The organism is Nonomuraea sp. C10, from assembly GCF_008017515.1.
Taxonomy (GTDB): domain Bacteria; phylum Actinomycetota; class Actinomycetes; order Streptosporangiales; family Streptosporangiaceae; genus Nonomuraea; species Nonomuraea ferruginea.
Genome location: NZ_VPFF01000001.1, coordinates 5,289,864 through 5,305,059, shown reverse-complemented (window position 1 = coordinate 5,305,059; position 15,196 = coordinate 5,289,864). Strand labels below are relative to the sequence as shown.

Sequence of the window (15,196 nt, the reverse complement as noted above, 5' to 3'; positions counted from 1 at the left end):
CACTGACAAAACTCATCGACGACGCCCAGCCTTCCGCCACCCGCCAGGAAATGTCACCCGATTTTCCGCCGAGAAAACTATGCACTCCAGATAGGGAAGAGGCTTCGTCAAGGAGTCGCCGTAGGGGTCAGGGGGCGAGGAGGGTCGCCGCGAGCACGGTGGCGAGCCATTCCTCGTACTCGGCCTCGCTCCACCCGCACACCTCGGTCAGCTTCTCGAAGTTCTCCGTCGAGGTGAGCACGTAGATCTGCGCGGCCGCCCTGCCGGGGTCGAGGCCCGGGCGCAGCGCGCCGAGAGCGTGCAGATGTTCGGCCGGTCCGCGGCTTCCGGTCAGCCTTTCCCGCTCGATCCCCGCCAGCACGTCGCGCAGCCCGGTGTCGGACGGGGCCGCGGCGGCCGCCGCGCGCAGCACGCGGTGCACGGGGGTGACGCGCCGGAGGATCGAGGTGGCCATCGCGGCGTACCGGGCCAGCTTGCGTGCCGGGTCGGGCTCCTCGATGATCGCCCGGACCCCGGGCCGGTCGCTCTGCGGCACGGCAAGGGCGTCCCCGGCCAGCGTGATGTCGTAGACCAGCTTCGCCAGCGCGGGCTTGCCGCCGGGGCAGGACGTGTAGAGCGTCTGGACGGCCACGCCGGCGTCGCGCGCGACCTGCGCCATCGTGGTGTCGGCGTACCCCTTCCCGACCATCAGCTCCCGCGCCGCCGTCGCGATCCGCAGCCGGGTCGCCCGCGCGTGCTCGCGGCGCAGGCTGCTGGAGTACGAGCGGCGCTTCCTCGGCTCAGTCATCGCCACCATGCTTCCAGATCTATTGACTGGATTCATCTCTAATGAAAAAGTGCTGATCCAGCCAAAAGGAAGGCATGCTGATGTCCCTGGCTCTCAGCGTGTCCAGGATGGTGGCCCTGTTACTGGTCGGCGTGTACGCGGGCGGAGTCCTCTTCGTGGTGCTCGCCCCGTCCGTCGGCCGGATCCCGGGGCCCGCGTACGTCCGATACTGGCAGGCGCTCAACGCCGACTACGGCCAGCGCATGCCGCCGCTCCTGCTGATCAGCGTCGCGGCCCTGCTCGTCGTCACGGTCCTGTCATGGCAGCGCGGATGGCTCGTCTTCGGCCTGAGCGCGGCCGCCCTGATCCTGGTCGTCCTCACGGTCGCCCTCACCGTCGCCGGGATGGAACCCCTCAACCAGGCCGCGAACGCCTGGGACCCCGACGCGCTGCCCGCCGGCTGGGACGAGATCCGTCAGCGGTGGCTCAACCTGCACCTCGTACGGACCGGGCTCGCCCTCGCGGCGTTCGCGTGCCTGATCGTCGCCCGGACCGCCGACTGAAGGTGCTATTCGAACAGGTCCGCGGGCCCCGTGCCGTGACGGAGGATCTCGGGCTCGCCCTGCGAGAAGTCGACGACGGTCGTCGGGGTGGCGCCGCACTCGCCGGAGTCGATGACGGCGTCGACCGCGTGGTCGAGCCTCTCCTTGATCTCCCAGCCCTGCGTCAGGGGCTCGGTCTCGTCGGGCAGCAGCAGCGTGCTCGACAGCAGCGGCTCGCCCAGCTCGGCCAGCAGGGCCTGGGTGACGACGTGGTCGGGGATCCGCACGCCGACCGTCTTCTTCCTGGGGTGCAGCAGCCGCCGCGGCACCTCCTTGGTGGCGGGCAGGATGAACGTGTAACCGCCGGGAGTCGCCGCCTTGACCAGGCGGAACACGGCCTTGTTCACGTGCACGAACTGACCGAACTGGGCGAAGTCCCGGCACACCAGCGTGAAGTGGTGCTCGTCGCCGAGGCCGCGGATCTCCCTGATCCGGTCGATGCCGTCCTTGTTGCCGATCCGGCAGCCCAGGGCGTAGCACGAGTCGGTCGGGTACGCGATCAGCCCGTCCGCGTGCAGCAGATCCACCACCTGGTTGATCAGTCGGGGCTGGGGGTTGTCCGGGTGTACGTCCAGGTACTTCGCCACCCTTGGATCTTAGGAGCGGTCACGGGGTGACACGACACGCGGTCCCCGTCCAGGGTCACACGCCGCCGGGCTCGGCCGTCCGCTCCCACATCGACCGCATCTCGGCGAACCCCTGCTCCATGATGTCGACCATGGCCTGCCTGGCCCGCTCGCCGTCGCGCCGCTGGAGCGCCTGGGCCACGTCGATGTGGAGCTGCAGCGCCTGCTCGTGGGGGTAGTGGGGCATCAGGTGGTAGTGGTGACGTCCGGCCAGCACCTCGGCGACGATCAGTTGCAGTTTGGCGAACATCTCGTTGCCCGAGGCGGCCAGCACCCGGCGGTGGAAGTCGATGTCCAGGCTGAGGAAGCGTGACTCGTCGCCGGCCTTCCCCGCGGCCCACATCTTGGCCGCGAGCCCGACCAGCTCGCTCGCCTCGTCGTCGCCGATCCGCTCGGCGGCCAGCCAGGCGGCGTGCGGCTCGATCGCGGTCCGCAGCTCGGTGATCGAGCGCATCTGCGCCATCCGCCCGCCGGAGGCGAGCCGCCAGCGGATCACCTGCGGGTCGAAGACGCTCCACGCGCCGGCGGCCTGGATCATGATGCCGACCCGGCGCCGGGTCTCGATGAGCCCCATGGAGGCGAGCACCCGCAGCACCTCGCGGATGACCGAGCGGGAGACCTGGTAGCGGTCGACCAGGTCTTCGATGCTCAGGACGGAACCGGCGGCCACGTCGCCGTTGCAGATGGCGGTGCCGAGATGGTCGAGGACTCGTGCGTGCAGCCCAGCCTCGGCAAGGGATCGCTGAGTGGGTGCGCCCCCTGGGGAGGACTGGTTCACGGCTGAAAGCATATCAGTTGACGCCAAGCCTTGAATAAATCAGCTTTTTTGCCCTAACATCCCGGCAATAGTCAGATGTTAGACGAGTGTGGCGCCCTTCAGGGGGGCGGCGGCCATGCCAGAAAGGCGAGATGACGTGCGACGTCGATCGATAACCGGTACTTCTCTGGCCGTGGTTGTCGCCATGAGCCTGACCGCCTGCGGCGGAGGCGACGGCGGCGGCGGTGCGTCCGACACGGTCCGGGTCACCCTGGCCAACCACGTGTGGACGGAGAACGTCAAGCAGGCACTGCCCGAGTTCGAGAAGCAGACCGGGCTCAAGGTGGAGATCACCCAGCTCGGCGAGGACCAGCTCTCCGACCAGTACAACGTCAAGCTCAACGCCGGCTCGGCCGACATCGACGTGATGATGTACCGGCCCCTGCAGGAGGGCAAGCTCTTCGCCAGGAACAAGTACCTGGCCGACCTCACGGAGCGGGTGAAGTCCGAGAGCTGGGACTTCAGCGACTTCCAGCCCGGCCCGGTGCAGTCCACCACGTACGAGAGCAAGCCGGTCGGCATCCCGATCATCACCGAGCAGGAGGTCCTCTACTACCGCAAGGACCTGCTGGAGAAGGCCGGCCTGAGCGCCCCGCCGAAGACCCTGGACGAGCTGAAGGCCGCCGCCGCCAAGATCAAGGAGTCGGAGCCTGACGTCGCCGGCTTCGTCGCCCGTACGGGCAAGTCCGCGGCGGTCACCCAGTTCTCCAGCTTCCTCTACAGCTTCGGCGGCGACTTCGTCGACCAGAGCGGCAAGTCGGCGGTCGGCACCGACGCGGCCAAGCAGGCGTACGCCTACTACGGCGAGCTGATCAAGGACTACGGCCCCGCGAACGTCAGCACCGACATGGGCTGGCCCGAGGCGATGGCGATCTTCACCCAGGGCAAGGCCGCCTTCTACACCGAGGCGAACTCGCTCTACAAGAACGCCACCGACGCGGACAAGTCCAAGGTGTCGGACCAGGTGGGCTTCGCGCCGTTCCCGGCCGGCCCGGCGGGCTCGAAGCCGTACAACATCCCGTCGTGGGCGCTGGGCATCAACGACGCCTCCGAGAACACCGAGAACGCCTGGAAGTTCATCGAGTGGGCCACGGGCAAGGAGCAGACGCTCGCCCAGCAGAAGTCCGGCGTGCCGGGCGCCCGGACCTCGGTCTGGGCCGACCCCGAGGGCGTCTCGACCTTCCCCGAGGACCTGGCCGAGGCCATCGCGGCCAGCACCGAGAACGGCGTCGGCCATGACCGGCCGCTGGTGGTGAAGGTCGCCGAGGCCCGTGAGATCGTCGGCCAGCCGATCGTCGACGCGATCACCGGCAAGGACGCCGCGGCTTCGGCCGACACGGCCCACACCGCCTTCCAGCAGTTCCTGGACGACGAGGCCGAGTAAGCGGCACGCGCGGGCGGCGGGCCGAGCGCCCGCCGCCCGCCCACCCCTGGAGACCTCATGGCAACGATCACCAGCAAGGCGCCGAGCGGCGCCTCCGGCACGCCCGGCTGGGTGCGCTGGGTCAACGACCACCGCAAGTGGCTGTTCGCCGCGCCCGCGATGACCTTCGTCGCCGCGCTGCTCGTGTTCCCCCTGGCCTGGACCGGGTACCTCAGCCTCACCGACGCCGAGGGATCGGTCCGCGCCGAGAGCGAGTTCGTCGGCTTCCAGAACTACCTCGACGTGCTGTCCGACACCACCAGGTTCTGGCCCGCCGTCGGCCGGACCGCCACGTTCACCGGCGTCGCGCTGCTGTTCGAGATGGTCCTCGGGATGGCGATCGCGCTGCTGCTCTGGCGGCCGTTCAAGGGGCAGAAGTGGGTGCGGGTCGCGATCCTGCTGCCGCTCGTCGCCACCCCGGTCGCGGTCGGCATGATGTGGCGGCTCATCTTCGACCCGAACATCGGCATGGCCAACCAGGTGCTCGGCTGGATCGGCATCGGGCCGCAGCCGTGGCTCGCCGGCGAGCACACCGCCCTGCCCACCACGATCTTCATCGACGTGTGGCAGTGGACGCCGATGGTGGTGCTGATCCTGCTCGCCGGGCTCACCTCGCTGTCGGAGGAGCCGCAGGAGGCGGCCAGGATCGACGGCGCCAGCACCTGGCAGCGGTTCCGGCACGTCACCCTGCCGCTGCTGATGCCCACGGTGACCGTGGCGATCCTGCTGCGCGGCATCGACGCGCTGAAGACCTTCGACATCCTCTACGCCACCAAGGGCCGCGGCGGCGGCTCGTTCCACGAGGTGGAGACCCTGAACGTGTACGCCTACGGGCTCAGCTTCGACTACAACGAGTACGGGGTCTCCTCCACCGTCCTCATCCTGTTCTTCCTGATCATCATCGGGGCGATGTGGGCCCTGACCGCCCGGCGCAAGGAGGCGCGGCGATGAGGCCCAGTCTCGCGTACCGGGTGTTCCGGGTGGCGGCGCTCACCGTCGTGGTGCTCGCCCTGGTGGCGCCGCTGGTCTGGATGGTCGCCGCGGCGTTCAAGACCAACGTCGACATCTACGACCCGGGCAAGGCCCTGGTGTTCTCGCCCACCCTGGACAACTTCGGCAAGGTGCTCCAGCAGGCGAACTACGTCACGTTCATCGTCAACAGCCTCTGGGTGGCGTTCGCCGCCACCGTGGCGTCGCTGATCCTCGGGCTGCCGGCCGCCTACTCGATGAGCCGGTTCAACATGCGCAAGTCCGCGCTGGTGGTGCTGATGGCCCGGATCATCCCCGGCGTCTCGCTCCTGGTGCCCTGGTACTACGTCTTCTCCAACCTGCGGATGGTCGGCGGCTACGAGGTGCTGATCATCAGCCACATGTTCGTGTCGCTGCCGCTGGTGGTCTACATCATGATGGGCTACTTCGACAGCCTGCCGACGGAGCTGGAGGAGGCGGCGCTGGTCGACGGGCTGACCCACATCGGCGCGTTCCGCCGCATCACGCTGCCGCTGTCGGTGCCGGGCATCGCCACCGCCGGGATCCTGTCCTTCATCTTCTCCTGGAACAACTTCATGTTCGCGCTCGTGCTCTCCGACGCCGACACCAAGACGCTGCCCGTCGCGATCTTCGACTTCGTCGGGTACGCCAGCATCGACTGGGGCGGCCTGATGGCCGCGACCACCGTGGTCACCCTGCCGATCATGGTGATCGCCCTGTTCGTGCAGAAGTACGTGGTCTCCGGCCTCACCGCCGGCGCGACGAAGGGCTGAGCCGATGACGACCATCGCGCGCGTCGAGACCTTCCTCGTCGCCCCCCGCTGGCTCTTCGTCCGGGTGGAGACCGGCTCCGGGATCGTCGGCTGGGGCGAGGCCACCTGCGAGGGGCGTTCCGAGACCGTCAGGACCGCCGTGGACCAGCTCGCGGAGCTGCTGATCGGCCGGGACGCGCTGCGGATCGAGGACCACTGGCAGGTGCTGACCAAGGGCTCGTTCTACCGCGGCGGCCCGATCCTGGCCAGCGCCGTGGCGGGCCTCGACCAGGCGCTCTGGGACATCGCGGGCAAGCACTTCGGCGCCCCGGTGCACCAGCTGCTCGGCGGGCCGGTCCGGGACCGGATCCGGGTGTACGGCTGGGTCGGCGGCGACGAGCCGGGCGAGGTCCGCGACCACGTCGCCGCCCAGGTCGAGGCCGGGCTCACCGCGGTGAAGATGAACGCCTCGGGCAGGATGAGCCCGGTCGCGTCGGTCGCCGAGCTGAACGGCGTGGTCGCCCGGGTGGCCGCCGCCCGCGAGGTGCTCGGCGACGACCGTGACGTCGCCGTCGACCTGCACGGGCGGTTCACCCTCGCCAGCGCCCGCCGGGTGGCGCCGCTGCTGGAGCCGTACCGGCCGCTGTTCCTGGAGGAGCCGGTCGTACCGGAGAACTCGCACCTCATCGGCGAGTTCGTCCGCTCGACCACCATCCCCGTCTCGACGGGGGAGCGGCTCTACAGCAGGCAGGAGTTCCTGCCCGTCCTCCAGGCCGGCATCGCGGTCGCCCAGCCGGACCTCTCGCACGCCGGCGGCATCACCGAGGTGCGCAAGATCGCGGCGCTCGCCGAGGTGTACGACGTGCAGCTCGCCCCGCACTGTCCGCTCGGCCCGATCGCCCTCGCGGCCTGCCTGCAGGTCGGCTTCGCCACGCCCAACTACCTGATCCAGGAGCAGAGCCTCGGCATCCACTACAACCTGGGCGCCGACGTGCTGGACTACTGCGTGGACAAGACCCCGCTGACCTTCGTCGACGGGTACGTCGAGCGGCTCACCAGGCCCGGCCTGGGCATCGAGGTCGACGAGCATGCGGTGCGCTCGGCCGGCAAGCGGGGACACGCCTGGCGCGGCCCCGTCTGGCGGCACCGGGACGGCTCCTACGCGGAATGGTGACCATGACATCCGACTTCACCGCCACGCTGGCCGCCACCCGGCTGCTGGCGATCATCCGCGGCTCCGGCGGGGAGGCCGCCGTCGCCGCCGGGACCGCGCTGCTCGACGAGGGCGTCCGCGTGCTGGAGGTGGCCCTGACCACCCCCGGCGCGCTCGACGCCATCGCGGCCATCCGGGCCGCCGCGCCGGCCGGCACGCTGGTCGGCGCCGGCACCGTGCTCACCGAGGCGGACGTCGCCGACGTGGCCGCCGCCGGCGCGCAGTTCGTCGTCACCCCGGCCGTCGTCGACTCCATCGGCGCGGCGGCCAGGCGAGGGCTCCCGGTCGCCGCCGGAGCGCTCACCCCGACCGAGGCGTACACCGCGACGCGGATGGGCGCCGCCGCGGTCAAGCTCTTCCCCGCCTCGCTGGGCGGCCCGGCCTACCTGAAGGCGCTGCGCGACCCGTTCCCGCACCTCCCGCTCGTCGCGGTCGGCGGCGTCGGCCTGGCCGAGCTGCCCGGCTTCCTCGCCGCGGGCGCGATCGCGGCCGGCGTCGGGGGGCCGCTGGTCGGCGACGCGGCGTCCGGCGGCGACCTGGACGCCCTGCGCGAGCGGGCCCGCGCCTTCCTGGCCGCGACGTCGTGACCCCTCGTTGAGAAAGGCATCCACGTGAAGATCACCGCAGCGGACGTCATCGTCACCAGCCCCGACCGCAACTTCGTGACCCTCAAGATCACGACGGATGACGGGATCACCGGGCTGGGCGACGGCACCCTCAACGGGCGGGAGCTGGCGGTCGCGTCGTACCTGGCCGACCACGTCGCCCCCCTGCTGATCGGACGGGACCCGCACCGCATCGAGGACACCTGGCAGTTCCTCTACCGCTCGGCGTACTGGCGGCGCGGCCCCGTCACCATGGCCGCCATCGCCGCCGTGGACGTGGCGCTCTGGGACATCAAGGCCAAGGCCGCCGGAATGCCGCTCTACCAGCTGCTCGGCGGAGCCTCCCGGAACGGGATCATGGCCTACGGGCACGCCTCGGGCCGCGACCTGCCGGAGCTGTTCGACTCGATCCGCCTGCACCTGGAGCTGGGGTACCGGTCGATCCGGGTGCAGACCTCCGTGCCGGGGGTCGACGCGGTGTACGGCGTCGCCGCCCAGCCGAGCATCGACGGCAAGCGGTACGACTACGAGCCGGCCCAGCGCACCCCGCTGCCCGCCGAGGAGGACTGGGACACCCGCGCCTACCTGCGCCACCTGCCCGGCGTCTTCGAGGCGGTACGGAACGAGTTCGGCCCCGAGCTGCCGCTGCTGCACGACGGGCACCACCGGATGACCCCCATCCAGGCGGCCAGGCTCGGCAAGGACCTCGAACCGTACGACCTGTTCTGGCTGGAAGACTGCACCCCGGCGGAGAACCAGGAGGCGCTGCGCCTGGTCCGGCAGCACACCACCATCCCGCTGGCCATCGGCGAGGTCTTCAACACCGTGTGGGACTACCAGACCCTGATCCGCGAGCAGCTCATCGACTACGTCCGCTCCGCCGTCACCCACACCGGCGGGATCACCGCCATGCGCAAGCTCCTCGACTACGCCGCCCAGTACCAGATCAAGTCCGGCATCCACGGCCCGACCGACATCTCGCCGGTCGGCATGGCCGCCGCACTCCACCTGGACCTGGCGATCCACAACTTCGGCATCCAGGAGTACATGCGGCACGGCCCGGCCACCGACGAGGTGTTCCGGCAGTCGTTCAGCTTCACCAACGGCTACCTGCACCCCGGCGAGCTGCCGGGGATCGGCGTGGAGCTCGACGAGGAGGCGGCGGCGCGCTTCCCGTACCAGGCGGCCTACCTGCCGTTCAACCGGCTCAAGGACGGCACCGTCCATGACTGGTGACCGTCCGCCCACCCGGCACATCGTGGTCATGGGCGTGTCGGGCGCGGGCAAGACGACCGTGGCCCGCGGCATCAGCGAGGCGACCGGGCTGCGGTTCGCCGAGGCGGACGAGTTCCACTCGGAGGCGAACGTGGCCCGGATGCGCGCCGGCGTCCCGCTGGACGACGCGGATCGCTGGCCGTGGCTGCGCGACCTGGCCTCCTGGATGGCCGACCGGCACGCCGAAGGCGTCTCCACCGTCCTGGCGTGCTCGGCGCTCAAGCGCGCCTACCGCGACGTGCTGCGGCAGGGCCCGCCGGACGTGGAGTTCGTCCACCTCGACGGGGCACCGGAGCTGATCAGGGACCGGATGACCCGCCGCACCGGCCACTACATGGCGGCCAGCCTGCTCGACTCGCAGCAGCAGATCCTGGAGCACCTCGATCCGGACGAGTCCGGGATGGTGCTGGACGTGGCGCTGTCGCCGGACGAGCTGGTGGCGGCGGCGCTCACCCGTCTCGGCCTGCCCGGCGGGATGTTTCCCTCTGGTGAAATTATCTGAACGTCCTTGTCCTTAATGCCCGGTTACCGGTACAACGTCAGAGATAGACAGGACTCTGACCGGTGAACTGGCACGCGGGAGCGTTCAGTGAACGGAAGGCCTGACTGAACACGTCGTCTCTTCCGTGTCCCCCAGGAGGACCCCCATGGCCGGATTCTCACGTGCGGTCGCCGCCACCTCGCTGCCGATGTCGCGCAGGTCGGCGCTGCGGCTCGGCGGCGGCGTGGCGCTGCTGCTCGCCGCCGGGTGCGCCGCCGGGACCAAGGGGGGCGAGCAGCCGCAGCCGTCGGGGGCCGCGTCCGGCGGGGAGGGCGGCGCGCTGCGCATCGCCGTGGGCGGCTACGTCAGCAGCTGGGACCAGGACTTCGTGGGGTTCGACCTCACCGCGCTCATGCTGTTCAAGAACGTCTTCCCCTACATGATCGACTACGGCGTGAAGGACGTCGGCGGGGCGCAGATCCTCGACACGGAGAGCATCGCCCCCACCTTCGCCGAGTCGTTCGAGCCGGACGCCGACAACAAGGTCTGGACGCTGAAGCTGCGCAAGGGCGTCAAGTTCGCCAGCGGCAACGAGATGACCGCGGCCGACGTCAAGTGGTCCAAGGACCGGGCGTTCGCCGCCAAGGCCAACGTCGCGGGCGTCTACCGGCTGATCGGGCTCACCGAGGCCGACCAGGTCAAGGTGGTCGACGACTACACGGTGGAGTTCCACCAGGCGTTCCCCAGCGCGCTCACCCGGCAGATCCAGGCCATCTCCCTGTACGTCTTCGACTCCGCCGAGGCCAAGAAGCACGCCACCGACGCCGACCCCTGGGCCAAGGAGTGGTTCGCCAAGAACCCGCCGACCGGCGGCTACTTCGAGGTCTCCAAGGCGGTCCAGGGCCAGGAGATCGAGCTCAGCGCCAACACCGGCTACCCCGGCCAGGACCCGGCCAGGCTGAGCACCATCCGCCTCACCGTGGTCTCGGCCGCCGCCACCCAGCGCCTGCAGCTGGAGGCGGGCGACGTGGACATCGCCCTCGGGATGAGCCGCCGCGACGTCGCCGACCTGAAGGACGCCCAGGGCATCAAGGTGATCTCCGCGCCGAGCAACAACCAGGTGGCCATCCAGATGTCGGTCGCCACCGCGCCGTTCGACGACGTCAAGGTGCGCCAGGCGCTGGCCTGCGCGGTTCCGTACGAGCAGATCATCAGCAACGTGTACGGCGGCGACGCCCGCCCGGCCAAGAGCCTGGTGCCGCTGGACATGCCGGGTTACGCCGAGACCGGCTACCCCTACGCCTACGACCTGGACAAGGCGAAGGCCCTGCTGGCCGAGGCCGGCAAGCCGTCGATCAGCTCCGAGCTCGTCTTCGAGGCCGACAACGCCGAGCAGCAGCAGATCGCCGTGCTGGTGCAGAGCGAGGCCAGGAAGGCCGGCATCGAGCTGAAGCTCGCCCCGCTGGACCCGGCGACCCTCGGCGAGCGCCGCGAGAAGAAGAGCATCCCGTTGCAGCTCACCGCCGGGCAGCTGTGGGTCAACGACGTCGAGTACATGCTCGGCACCAGCTTCACCAAGGGCGCCAACCTGAACTACTCCAACTACGTCAACGACGAGATCGAGAAGATCTTCGAGCAGTCGCACACCACGGTGGAGGAGGCCGAGCGGCTCAAACTGTGGGCCCGGGTGCAGGAGATCCTCGCGGCCGACGTGCCGTGGGTGATCATCTGCCAGCCGAACTTCACTCTCCCGGTGCGCGAGGAGGTCGCCGGCTGGGTCCAGCCGATGGACGGCCTGGCCCGCCTGCGTTACCTGACCAAGGCATAACTGTGCGGATCGCCCGATTCGCCGCACGGCGCCTGCTGCAGGCCGTGCCCGTCCTCCTCGGCGTCGTCGTGGTGACGTTCGTGCTGGTCCGCGTGCTGCCCGGCGATCCGATCCGGACGATCCTCGGCCCCAACGCCACGGAGGCCGACGCGGCGGCGGCGCGTGCCCGGTACGGGCTGGACCAGCCGATGTGGCAGCAGTTCGTGGACTACCTGGGCGGGCTGTTCACCGGTGACCTGGGCGTGTCCATCCAGAGCGGCCAGTCGGTGATGGGCGAGATGGCCGTCCGCCTCGGGCCCACGCTGGAGCTCGTCGTGATCGCCGTGACGATCGCGACGGTGCTGGCCACCGTGCTCGGCATCTGGTCCGCGCGCCGCGCGGGCCGCGCCGGTGACCACACGCTGCGGGTGCTGGCCCTGGTGGGCAACTCGCTGCCGGAGTTCTGGCTCGGCCTGGTGCTCATCCTGGTCGTGTACAGCGGCCTCGGCTGGGTGCCGGCGCCCAGCGGCCGGGTCGACCCGGACACGAACCTGTCGCTGATCACCGGCGCTGACCTGCTGGACGCGGTGCTCACCGGCAACGGCCCGGCGTTCGCGTCGGCCGCCGGGCACCTGGTGCTGCCGGTGGCGACCATGGTCGTCGTCATCGTGGCGCCGCTGATGCGCAGCGTGCGCGCCTCGGCGCTGGAGGTGCTGGGCTCGGAGGCGTACCGGGCGGCCGCCGCGCACGGCCTGCCGGAACGCACGCTGCTGCGCGGCTATCTCGCCCGCGCCGCCCTGGTGCGGCTGCCCGCGCTGGCGGCGCTGGTGTTCGGGTTCGCGATCGGGTCGACGGTGCTGGTGGAGTACGTCTTCTCCTGGCAGGGCTTCGGGCAGTGGGCGCTGCGCGGGCTGCTGTTCCGGGACTACCCGGTGGTGCAGGCGTCGGTCGTGGTGATCGCGCTGTGCTACACGCTGATCTTCCTGATCGCCGACGTGGTGCACGCCGTCCTCGACCCGAGAGTGAGGATCTGATGGCCGACCTGACCACGGCGGGGGAGGCCGGCCCGCCGCGCGCCGCCGCCGCCGCGGACCGCGGCTTCGCCACCACGCTGATCCGGACCGGGTCGGTGATCCTGGGGCTGGTCGTGCTCGCCGTGCTGATCGGGCCGCTGCTGGTCCGCTGGGGACCCGAGGAGATCGACGCGGCGGCCTCGCTGGCCCCGCCCGGCGGGGCGCACCCGCTGGGGACCGACGTCAACGGCATGGACATCCTCAGCCGGGTGCTGCACGCGGGCCGCCTGGACCTGGGCGTCGCCGTCGCGTCGGTCGCCCTGGCCGTGGTGCTCGGCACGCTGCTCGGGATCGTCGCCGGGTACCGCGGCGGGCTGGTCGACGACGTGCTGATGCGGATCCTGGACGTGTTCCAGGCGTTCCCGGCGTTCATCCTGGCGCTGGCGGTCGCCGCCCTGCTCGGGGGCGGCGTGCCCGAGCTGATCCTGGTGATCGCCCTGGTCAACGCGCCCGCGTACGCCCGTCTCGTCCGGGCCGAGGTGCGCACGGTGCGGGAGCTGCCGTTCGTGGAGGCGTCCAGGACGTCGGGATCGTCCGGCCTGGGCACCCTCTGGCGGCACGTGCTGCCCAACAGCCTCACCCCGGTACGCGTCATCGCGCCGCTGAACTGCGGCTGGGCCATGCTCACCCTGGCCGGGCTGTCCTTCCTGGGTCTCGGCGTCACCGTGCCGACGGCGGAGTGGGGGGCCATGATCAGTCTCGGCTCGGCGGACGTGGTCGCCGGGCGCTGGTGGACCTCGGTGCCGCCCGGCCTGCTCCTGCTGGTCAGCGTCCTCGGGTTCAGCCTCCTCGGCGAGGGGCTGCAGGAACGCGCGGGGGTCACCCGATGACCCTGCTCGACATCCGGGACCTGAAGGTCGCCATCGGTTCCGTACAGGCACTCGCCGGTGTGGACCTCACGGTCGCGCGCGGCGAGGTCGTCGGGCTGGTGGGGGAGAGCGGCGGCGGCAAGAGCATGATCGCCAGATCGGTCGTGGGGCTCCTGCCGGACGGCGCCAGCGCCACCGGCCAGGTCCTCGTCGAGGATCGGGACGTGCTGACGATGGACGCCGCGGCGCTGGCGGCGCACCGCGGCGCGGGCGCGGCGATCTGCTTCCAGAACCCGCGCGGCGCGCTCAGCCCGACCCGCGTCATCGGCCGCCAGCTCACCGACCGCCTGGTGACCCACCAGGGCATGGACGCCTCCCAGGCGCGCTCGGCGGCGGTGGACCTGTTCGAGAGCGTCGGCATCCGCTCGGCGGCCCGGCGGTTCGGCAGCTACCCGCACGAGCTCTCCGGCGGCCAGGCGCAGCGCGTCATGATCTCCCTCGCCACCGGCTGCGCCCCCGGGCTGCTCATCGCCGACGAGCCCACCACCGGCCTGGACGTCACCCTCACCCGCGAGATCCTGCTCCGGTTCCGCGAGGCGGCCGACGAGGAGGGCCGCGGCGTGCTCCTCATCTCCCACGACCTCGCGTCCATCGCCCGCATCTGCGACCGCCTCGTCGTCCTGAACGCGGGCGCGATCGTCGAACACGGCCCCACCACCGCCATCCTGACCACCCCAGCCGCCCCCTACACCCGCACCCTCCTCTCCGCCGTCCCCACCCTCCCCACCCCAACCCGACACCCCGCCGAGTCCGGGGAATCCGGGGAATCCGGGGAATCCGGGGGGGCCGGGCAGGCCGGGCAGGCCGGGCAGGCCGCAGGTTCCGCCGACTGCGCCGATCCCGCCGACCGTGCGCGGCCCGTAGGTGCGGGGGTGTCTGCCGAGTCCGGCGAGTCCGGCGAATCCGTCCCTTCCGCTGGTTCCGGTGATGAGGTTGTGCGGGTTGAGGATGCGCATGTGGTGTACGGGAGCCGGTTCGGGGCGGGGGGGCACCATGCGTTGCGTGGGGTCAGTCTGACTGTGCGGGCGGGGGAGACCGTGGGCGTGGTCGGCGAGAGCGGGAGTGGGAAGAGCACGCTGGCCCGGCTCATGCTCGGCATGATCACCCCGTCGCGCGGGGTGGTCACGCTGGCCGGGCAGGAGCCGTCACGTCTGCGCGGGCGGGAGCTGCGCGCCCTGCGCCGCCGCGCCCAGCTCGTGTTCCAGGACCCGATCGGCTCGCTCAGCCCGCGCCGCACCGTCGCCGACGCGGTGGCCGAGCCCCTGCGCGCCGCCGGGGTCAAGGCGCCCGAACGGGCCCGGCGGGTCGCGGCGGTGCTGGAGCGCATGGGCCTGGACGGGACGTACGCCGAGCGCCGCCCGCACGAGCTCTCCGGCGGCCAGGCGCAGCGCGTCGGCATCGCCAGGGCGCTGGCCGGTGAGCCCGACCTGATCGTCTTCGACGAGCCCACGTCCGCGCTGGACGTGACCGTACAGGCGCAGATCCTGAAGGTGATCGGCGAGGTGACGGCCGAGCGGGGCCGCGGCTCGGTGTTCATCTCGCACGACCTGGCCACCGTGCGCGGCTTCTGCGACCGGGTCGTGGTGCTCTACCTGGGCCGGATCGTCGAGGAGGGCCCGGTCGAGGAGGTCTTCGCCCGGCCGCGGCATCCGTACACGATGGCGCTCCTGGCCGCCGTGCCCTCGCTGGACGGCGAGGAGGAGACCGGCCGGGTGCGTCTGACCAAGGACCCGGAGGAGGCCGCCGCGGGCGGCGGCTGCGCGCTCGCGCCGCGCTGCCCGTTCGCGGAGGACGCCTGCCGCACCGAGGAGCAGGAGCTGCGGACCCTGGGCCGCGCCCGCGTGGCCTGCCGCCGCGCCGGCGCGCTTCCCGATCTCGAAGGACCAGAGAGGTGACA

Annotated in this window: 15 protein-coding genes; 12 read left to right on the top strand and 3 right to left on the bottom strand. The window is 71.0% G+C overall.

What is annotated here, in order from left to right; genetic code table 11:
- Positions 1 to 127 precede the first annotated feature (127 nt).
- The gene (locus tag FR742_RS24410) at positions 128 to 787 is read right to left on the bottom strand and encodes a TetR/AcrR family transcriptional regulator (protein ID WP_148033100.1); all 660 of its coding nucleotides are present in this window, start codon (positions 785 to 787) and stop codon (positions 128 to 130) included.
- Positions 788 to 867: 80 nt separating this feature from the next.
- Here FR742_RS24410 and FR742_RS24405 point away from each other — a divergent pair, with 80 nt between their 5' ends.
- Positions 868 to 1,329: a DUF1772 domain-containing protein gene (locus FR742_RS24405; RefSeq protein ID WP_261808717.1), complete on the top strand. Its 462-nt coding sequence runs from the start codon at positions 868 to 870 to the stop codon at positions 1,327 to 1,329.
- Positions 1,330 to 1,334: 5 nt separating this feature from the next.
- Here the strand turns inward: FR742_RS24405 and FR742_RS24400 are convergent, their stop codons facing one another.
- Together FR742_RS24400 and FR742_RS24395 are read right to left on the bottom strand one after the other, a co-directional pair.
- Positions 1,335 to 1,955, bottom strand: a complete 621-nt coding sequence (locus FR742_RS24400) for an L-threonylcarbamoyladenylate synthase (protein WP_148033098.1) — start codon at positions 1,953 to 1,955, stop codon at positions 1,335 to 1,337.
- A gap of 55 nt (positions 1,956 to 2,010) precedes the next feature.
- Complete coding sequence (locus FR742_RS24395) at positions 2,011 to 2,772, bottom strand: FadR/GntR family transcriptional regulator (protein WP_222709044.1); 762 nt, start codon at positions 2,770 to 2,772, stop codon at positions 2,011 to 2,013.
- 184 nt (positions 2,773 to 2,956) lie between these two features.
- Between FR742_RS24395 and FR742_RS24390 the strand changes: the two genes are divergently transcribed.
- From FR742_RS24390 to FR742_RS24340, 11 genes are all read left to right on the top strand, one after another.
- Positions 2,957 to 4,195 (top strand): sugar ABC transporter substrate-binding protein, encoded by a 1,239-nt coding sequence (locus FR742_RS24390; protein WP_222709043.1) that lies wholly within the window; start codon positions 2,957 to 2,959, stop codon positions 4,193 to 4,195.
- Positions 4,196 to 4,252: 57 nt separating this feature from the next.
- Complete coding sequence (locus FR742_RS24385; protein ID WP_148033095.1) at positions 4,253 to 5,185, top strand: carbohydrate ABC transporter permease; 933 nt, start codon at positions 4,253 to 4,255, stop codon at positions 5,183 to 5,185.
- Positions 5,182 to 5,997, top strand: a complete 816-nt coding sequence (locus tag FR742_RS24380; RefSeq protein ID WP_148033094.1) for a carbohydrate ABC transporter permease — start codon at positions 5,182 to 5,184, stop codon at positions 5,995 to 5,997. Before FR742_RS24385 ends, FR742_RS24380 begins: the two co-directional genes overlap by 4 nt.
- A gap of 4 nt (positions 5,998 to 6,001) precedes the next feature.
- Complete coding sequence (gene dgoD, locus FR742_RS24375) at positions 6,002 to 7,150, top strand: galactonate dehydratase (protein WP_148033093.1); 1,149 nt, start codon at positions 6,002 to 6,004, stop codon at positions 7,148 to 7,150.
- Between the two features lie 2 nt (positions 7,151 to 7,152).
- Positions 7,153 to 7,776 carry a bifunctional 4-hydroxy-2-oxoglutarate aldolase/2-dehydro-3-deoxy-phosphogluconate aldolase gene (locus FR742_RS24370; protein WP_222709042.1) on the top strand — a complete coding sequence of 208 codons (624 nt, stop codon included), beginning with the start codon at positions 7,153 to 7,155 and terminating at the stop codon, positions 7,774 to 7,776.
- Positions 7,777 to 7,800: 24 nt separating this feature from the next.
- On the top strand, positions 7,801 to 9,030 hold the full coding sequence (gene manD / locus FR742_RS24365; RefSeq protein WP_148033091.1) for a D-mannonate dehydratase ManD: 1,230 nt from the start codon (positions 7,801 to 7,803) through the stop codon (positions 9,028 to 9,030).
- Entirely contained in the window at positions 9,020 to 9,571 is a 552-nt protein-coding gene (locus FR742_RS24360) for a gluconokinase (RefSeq protein WP_148033090.1), read from the top strand. The genes manD and FR742_RS24360 overlap by 11 nt, the downstream gene beginning before the upstream one ends.
- Positions 9,572 to 9,716: 145 nt before the next feature.
- Positions 9,717 to 11,378 carry an ABC transporter substrate-binding protein gene (locus tag FR742_RS24355; RefSeq protein WP_148033089.1) on the top strand — a complete coding sequence of 554 codons (1,662 nt, stop codon included), beginning with the start codon at positions 9,717 to 9,719 and terminating at the stop codon, positions 11,376 to 11,378.
- Positions 11,379 to 11,380: 2 nt separating this feature from the next.
- Positions 11,381 to 12,391 carry an ABC transporter permease gene (locus FR742_RS24350; RefSeq protein WP_148033088.1) on the top strand — a complete coding sequence of 337 codons (1,011 nt, stop codon included), beginning with the start codon at positions 11,381 to 11,383 and terminating at the stop codon, positions 12,389 to 12,391.
- Positions 12,391 to 13,260 carry an ABC transporter permease gene (locus FR742_RS24345; protein WP_148033087.1) on the top strand — a complete coding sequence of 290 codons (870 nt, stop codon included), beginning with the start codon at positions 12,391 to 12,393 and terminating at the stop codon, positions 13,258 to 13,260. Before FR742_RS24350 ends, FR742_RS24345 begins: the two co-directional genes overlap by 1 nt.
- Positions 13,257 to 15,194, top strand: coding sequence for an ABC transporter ATP-binding protein (locus FR742_RS24340; RefSeq protein WP_148033086.1), 1,938 nt, complete (start codon positions 13,257 to 13,259; stop codon positions 15,192 to 15,194). The genes FR742_RS24345 and FR742_RS24340 overlap by 4 nt, the downstream gene beginning before the upstream one ends.
- The last annotated feature ends 2 nt before the right edge of the window (positions 15,195 to 15,196 follow it).

What these genes read in the sequence shown, in the direction of transcription:
- FR742_RS24410 (WP_148033100.1), bottom strand. Translation starts at nt 787, where the DNA reads ATGACTGAGCCGAGGAAGCGCCGCTCGTACTCCAGCAGCCTGCGCCGC.
- FR742_RS24405 (WP_261808717.1), top strand. Translation starts at nt 868, where the DNA reads ATGTCCCTGGCTCTCAGCGTGTCCAGGATGGTGGCCCTGTTACTGGTC.
- FR742_RS24390 (WP_222709043.1), top strand. Translation starts at nt 2,957, where the DNA reads ATGAGCCTGACCGCCTGCGGCGGAGGCGACGGCGGCGGCGGTGCGTCC.
- FR742_RS24385 (WP_148033095.1), top strand. Translation starts at nt 4,253, where the DNA reads ATGGCAACGATCACCAGCAAGGCGCCGAGCGGCGCCTCCGGCACGCCC.
- FR742_RS24380 (WP_148033094.1), top strand. Translation starts at nt 5,182, where the DNA reads ATGAGGCCCAGTCTCGCGTACCGGGTGTTCCGGGTGGCGGCGCTCACC.
- dgoD (WP_148033093.1), top strand. Translation starts at nt 6,002, where the DNA reads ATGACGACCATCGCGCGCGTCGAGACCTTCCTCGTCGCCCCCCGCTGG.
- FR742_RS24370 (WP_222709042.1), top strand. Translation starts at nt 7,153, where the DNA reads ATGACATCCGACTTCACCGCCACGCTGGCCGCCACCCGGCTGCTGGCG.
- FR742_RS24360 (WP_148033090.1), top strand. Translation starts at nt 9,020, where the DNA reads ATGACTGGTGACCGTCCGCCCACCCGGCACATCGTGGTCATGGGCGTG.
- FR742_RS24355 (WP_148033089.1), top strand. Translation starts at nt 9,717, where the DNA reads ATGGCCGGATTCTCACGTGCGGTCGCCGCCACCTCGCTGCCGATGTCG.
- FR742_RS24345 (WP_148033087.1), top strand. Translation starts at nt 12,391, where the DNA reads ATGGCCGACCTGACCACGGCGGGGGAGGCCGGCCCGCCGCGCGCCGCC.
- FR742_RS24340 (WP_148033086.1), top strand. Translation starts at nt 13,257, where the DNA reads ATGACCCTGCTCGACATCCGGGACCTGAAGGTCGCCATCGGTTCCGTA.